Origin of the sequence: Actinophytocola sp. (genome assembly GCF_050699935.1) — a bacterium.
In the GTDB taxonomy this organism is placed as follows: domain Bacteria; phylum Actinomycetota; class Actinomycetes; order Mycobacteriales; family Pseudonocardiaceae; genus Actinophytocola.
On sequence record NZ_JBOHGB010000259.1, the window covers coordinates 1 to 4719 of the forward strand.

Annotated in this window: 5 protein-coding genes; 2 read left to right on the plus strand and 3 right to left on the minus strand. The window is 70.8% G+C overall.

The annotated features are described in order from the left end of the window. The 3 genes from ACRDTB_RS37350 to ACRDTB_RS37360 form a co-directional block, all read right to left on the minus strand. On the minus strand, window positions 1-366 hold a 366-nt coding region (locus ACRDTB_RS37350), incomplete at its 3' end, for a substrate-binding domain-containing protein (RefSeq protein ID WP_431436985.1). Window positions 367-409: 43 nt separating this feature from the next. Beyond that, window positions 410-1369 carry an ABC transporter permease gene (locus tag ACRDTB_RS37355; RefSeq protein ID WP_431436989.1) on the minus strand — a complete coding sequence of 320 codons (960 nt, stop codon included), beginning with the start codon at window positions 1367-1369 and terminating at the stop codon, window positions 410-412. Between the two features lie 98 nt (window positions 1370-1467). After that, window positions 1468-3033 carry a sugar ABC transporter ATP-binding protein gene (locus tag ACRDTB_RS37360; protein WP_431436986.1) on the minus strand — a complete coding sequence of 522 codons (1566 nt, stop codon included), beginning with the start codon at window positions 3031-3033 and terminating at the stop codon, window positions 1468-1470. A gap of 133 nt (window positions 3034-3166) precedes the next feature. Here ACRDTB_RS37360 and ACRDTB_RS37365 point away from each other — a divergent pair, with 133 nt between their 5' ends. Together ACRDTB_RS37365 and ACRDTB_RS37370 are read left to right on the plus strand one after the other, a co-directional pair. Beyond that, window positions 3167-3751 carry a DNA-binding protein gene (locus ACRDTB_RS37365; RefSeq protein WP_431436987.1) on the plus strand — a complete coding sequence of 195 codons (585 nt, stop codon included), beginning with the start codon at window positions 3167-3169 and terminating at the stop codon, window positions 3749-3751. 121 nt (window positions 3752-3872) lie between these two features. Beyond that, complete coding sequence (locus ACRDTB_RS37370; RefSeq protein WP_431436988.1) at window positions 3873-4523, plus strand: RES family NAD+ phosphorylase; 651 nt, start codon at window positions 3873-3875, stop codon at window positions 4521-4523. Window positions 4524-4719: the final 196 nt, after the last annotated feature.

The following is a 4719-nucleotide window of genomic DNA, read 5'->3' on the forward strand; positions in this document are numbered from 1 at the left end:
GTTGTACGCCTTCGCCACCACGGCGGTCAGCGGCGTGGCCTCGTTCGGGCTGATGATCAGCAGGTCGATCTGCTTGGTGAGGAAGTTCTCGACGTCGGACACCTGCTTGGCGTTGTCCTGCTGCGCGTCGGCGAACTCCACGGTGAACTGCGGCACGTCCTCCGCGGCCCGGCGGATGTCGTCGTCCATCCGTTCCCGGTACGGCTCGGCCACGTTGGCCTGGCTCATCCCGATCGTGTACTCGCCGTCCGGCCCACCGCACTCGGCGCTGGCACCACCGGCCTGCTGCTGGCCGCTGTTCTCGCTGGTCGTTCCACATGCGACAGACAGGGTGAGCGCGGCTGCCGCGGTGAGCGCGGTTGCCACGGCACGACGATGGGCCATGTGTCTACCTTCTTTCTTCATTCGTTCATGCCGCCGGTCGCAGGCGCTGCAACCCCGCCGCGACGACGATGACGAGTCCCTTGACGAGTAGCTGCACGTTCGGGTCCACTCCGTGCAGACCCAGGAAGTTGTTGAGCACGCCCAGAAGCAGCGCGCCCGCGACCGTGCCGACGACCGACCCGCGGCCGCCCATGAGGCTGGTGCCGCCGATGACGACCGCGGCGATCGCGTCGAGCTCGTAGCCGAAGCCGTCGTTCGGGCTGCCCTGGTTGAGCTGGCCGGCGTGCACGATTCCGGCCAGCGCGGCGAGGAGACCGGCGATGCAGAAGACGATGACCTTGACGCGGGTCACCGGCACACCGGAGAGCCGGGCCGCCTTCTCGTTGCCGCCGATCGCGTACACGTGGCGGGAGAACGCGCTGGTCCTCAGGAACACGATGGCCACCACCGCGACCACGGCGAAGATCAGCGCGGGAATCGGCACCAGCCCGTTGAACGTGCGCTCGCCGAGCAGCGAGAACGCCACCGGGGCCTCGCCCGGGCCGTCCCCGTACGCGATCGGGACGCCCTGCCCGCCGGACCAGATGCGGGCCAGGCCGCGGGCGATCTGCATGCCGGCGAGCGTCACGATGAACGCCTGGATGCCGAACAACGCGGACGCGATCCCTTGCAGGAAGCCGAAACCGAGCCCGACCGCGAGCACGATCACGACCGTGAGCACCACCCCGTAGTCCGCCTCGACCATCAGCACGGCCGAGCCGACCGCCGCGAGCCCGAGAACGGCGCCGACCGAGAGGTCGATGCCGCCGACGAGGATCACGAACGTCATCCCGACGGCCATGATGCCGATCTCGGACACCGCCCGGACGACGTTGAACAGGTTCTCGCTGTTGAGAAACAGCAGCTCCCCGTTGCGCTGCGGGGAGAACGCGACGGCGACGACGAACACCGCCACCAGGCCGAACAGGCTCTGGAACCGGAACAGCGTCGCGACGTACCCGCTCCGCCGCGCCCCCCAGCTGTTCGGCCGGGACGGCGGGCGCTCCGGCGTGCCGTTGGACGTCGTCACCGTGTCCGTGTCACTCACCGCTCTCCTCCCGCGTCCACCGCCAGCGCCGCGCTGCCCTCACCCATCGACGCGGCCAGCAGGTCGGACTCGCCGGCGTGACTGGTGTCCAGCTCGCGCACGCTGCGCCCGCCCGACAGGACCACCACCCGGTCGCACACCCCGACCAGCTCGGCCAGCTCCGAGGACGCCAGCAGCACGCCGATGCCCTGCTCGGCGGCCTGGCCGAGCAGGGCATAGATCTCCGCTTTCGCGCCGACGTCGACGCCCCGGGTCGGCTCGTCGAGCAGCAGCAGCGTCGGCTCGGTCAGCAGCACCCGGCCGAACACCACCTTCTGCTGGTTGCCGCCGGACAGCGTGCCGACCGGGTCGTTGACCGAGCCGAGCTTCACCTTGAGCTCGTCGACCATCCGCCGTACCGCGCCCAGCTCCCGGGCCCGCGGCACGACGCCCGCCACCACGATCCGGTCCACTATGGACAGAACGGTGTTGGCCAGCACCGAGTGGTCGATGGCGAGGCCGGCGATCCGCCGGTCCTCGGGCACGAACGCGATGCCCAGCCGGAGCGCCTGGCGCGGGCCGCGCGGGCGGACCGGCCGGCCGCGGAACTCGACCGTGCCATGGACCGTGCCGCGAGTGCCGGCGCCGAAGAGCGTCTCGAGGAACTCGGTCCGCCCGGAGCCGAGCAGCCCGCCGAGGCCGACGATCTCGCCGCGCCGCACGGTCACCGAGATGCCGTCGGGCTCGCGGCGCCCGGGGCGTTCCCGTCCGGGCCGCAGCGCGAGGTCGGTGACCCGCAGGACCTCCTCGCCCGGCTCGACGGTCCGGGTGCGGAACATCGCCTGCACGGGCCTGCCGACCATCGCCTCGGCGGCCTTCTCCGCGGTCAGCTCGCGCGCGTCGAACCCGGCGACGACCGAGCCGTTGCGCAGCACCGTGGCACGGTCGGCGATCCGGCCGATCTCGTCCATCCGGTGGGAGATGTACACGATCCCGACGCCCGTGCGGCGCAGCTCGGAGATCACCGTGAACATCTGGTCGACCTCGACCGAGGACAGCGCCGACGTGGGCTCGTCCATGATCAGCACCTTGGCGTCCAGCGAGAGCGCCTTCGCGATCGTGACCAGCTGCTGCTCGCCGGTGCGCAGCTCGCCGACCGGGCGGCGCGGGTCCAGGGCGATTCCGCATCGTTCGAGCAGGTCACGGGTAATCGAATTCATCCGCCGACGGTCGACCGCGCCCACCCGGGTACGCAGTTCCCGGCCGAGGAAGATGTTCTCCGCGACCGACAGGCCCGGCACGAGGTCGAGCTCCTGGTGGATCATCGCGATGCCGGCGCGCTGCGCGTCGACCGGCGCGGTGAACCGGACGGGCGCACCCCCGATGCGAACTTCCCCGTCGTGGTCGGTGACATCGCCGGAGAGCACGCGCATCAGCGTCGACTTGCCGGCACCGTTCTCGCCGAGCAGCGCGTGGACCTCGCCCTCGCGCACGGTGAAGTCGATGTCCCGGCAGGCGCGCACGCCGCCGTACGACTTGTTGATGCCGATCATCTCGACCAGCAGGCTGACACCCTCGTCCATGCATTCCTCGTGGTCAGAGGAGACCGTCTGGGAAATCGATTACTCAGACGCTAGGGGTGGCGATTGGCGGTGTCAAGAAGCAGCACGAGGTCGTCGTCCGCACGAATGCGCACGCCCGTGCTAAGGTGGGCGCATGGCTGCCTCGTTGCGTACCGTGCTCGCCCGCGCCGGCCTGCGGGTGGACTCCGAGGAGTTCCTCGCGCTGGTCGAGGAGGCCGCACGCCGACTGTCCCCAGCCGATCCGGATCCGGCCCAGTACTTCACCGAGTCGCAGCGCGCGGCGCTGTCCGACGTCGGCCTGGACCTCGCGCCACGGCGGGAGTCCGAGCGCGATCCGCGTGCGCGCACGGTGGCGCTACAGGCGGTCCTGCGCGATTCCGCACTGACCGTATCCGGCGCCGCGGAGCGGATCAACGTCGACTCGAGCCGCATCCGCCACCGGCTCGCGGAGGGCCGGCTGGCGGGCTGGAAGGACCACGGCGGCTGGCGGCTGCCCGTATGGCAGTTCACGAACACCGGCGTGCTGCCGGGCCTGGAGGCGGTGCTCGCGGCGGTGCCGGACGACCAGCCCCCGCTGGTGCTGGCCGGCTTCATGACCACACCCCAGCAGGACCTGCTGACCGCCGGTGAGCCGACGACACCACGGGACTGGCTGCTGGCCGGCGGCGATCCCGCGGGAGTCGCCCGCCTGGTCGCCACCCTGGGCACCCCCGTCTGACCCGTGAGTCCAACACTCCGCCCAGCGGGCCGCCACGCGCCGAACCGATTCGCTCACCCTGCGCACGTGCGCGGTCTAGGCTGAACCGTCCGACGCCGGCGACCAGGAGACACATCGACGTATGTCACGGCTCCCCCAGCCGCCGGCCCCCGCTGCGCTGAAGACCCTGCTCCGCCCGCACGAGGACATCGTCGCGGTGCACTCCGGCACCCGGCTCGTCCGCGTGTTCGTGGCCGGTGGCAGACACCAGCAGCGGTGGAACACCTTCCGCACCACCGGCCCGCTCCCCCACGCCCGCTTCGACCCGCAGCCGCCCGGGCCCGGCGGCGCTCCCGCTCCAGGGCGGGACGGCGTGCTCTACTCCGGGCTCTCCGTGCGCACGAGCGTGGCCGAGGTCTATCAGCAGACGTCCATTGTGGACAGAAAGACGCGCCGCCCGCACGTCGTCGTGTTCCAGCCGCGCCGCACGCTTCGGCTGCTGGACCTGACGGGCCTGTGGCCCACCCGCGCCGGCGCGTCGCAGGAGATCAGCAGCGGCCCCAAGGACGTCACGCAGGCCTGGGCCCGCGCCATCCGCGCCGCGTTCCCCGATCTCGACGGACTCTGGTACCGCTCGTCGATGGACTCCGGCGACCCGGCCGTGTGCCTGTGGGAACCGCCGGCCGGCGACGCGCTGCCGGCGACCCCGGACGTGCTGCTCCCGCTCGATTATCCCGGCCTCGACCTGCCGTTGTCACGAATCTGTGAAGCCCTGAACTACACGCTGCTCTAGTCCGTGCTCCAGGTAGGGGGGAACCCCACGGGCGAACCGGGGGTCTCCCCGATGTCCCATGGCCCAAGCCTCCTTAGAGCCTGTCTTTGAACTGGGTTAGGTGGTCGTGGCCTGGCTTTGTTGGCGGGCCAGGCGTCGGGTCATCATAGTGATCATGGACCAGTTGATGAAGGCTTCGGAATGTGCTGGGAGTCGT

Bases quoted from the DNA above. Each gene is read 5' to 3' on its own strand.
- ACRDTB_RS37360 (WP_431436986.1), bottom strand. From the start codon at position 3,033: ATGGACGAGGGTGTCAGCCTGCTGGTCGAGATGATCGGCATCAACAAG.
- ACRDTB_RS37365 (WP_431436987.1), top strand. From the start codon at position 3,167: ATGGCTGCCTCGTTGCGTACCGTGCTCGCCCGCGCCGGCCTGCGGGTG.
- ACRDTB_RS37370 (WP_431436988.1), top strand. From the start codon at position 3,873: ATGTCACGGCTCCCCCAGCCGCCGGCCCCCGCTGCGCTGAAGACCCTG.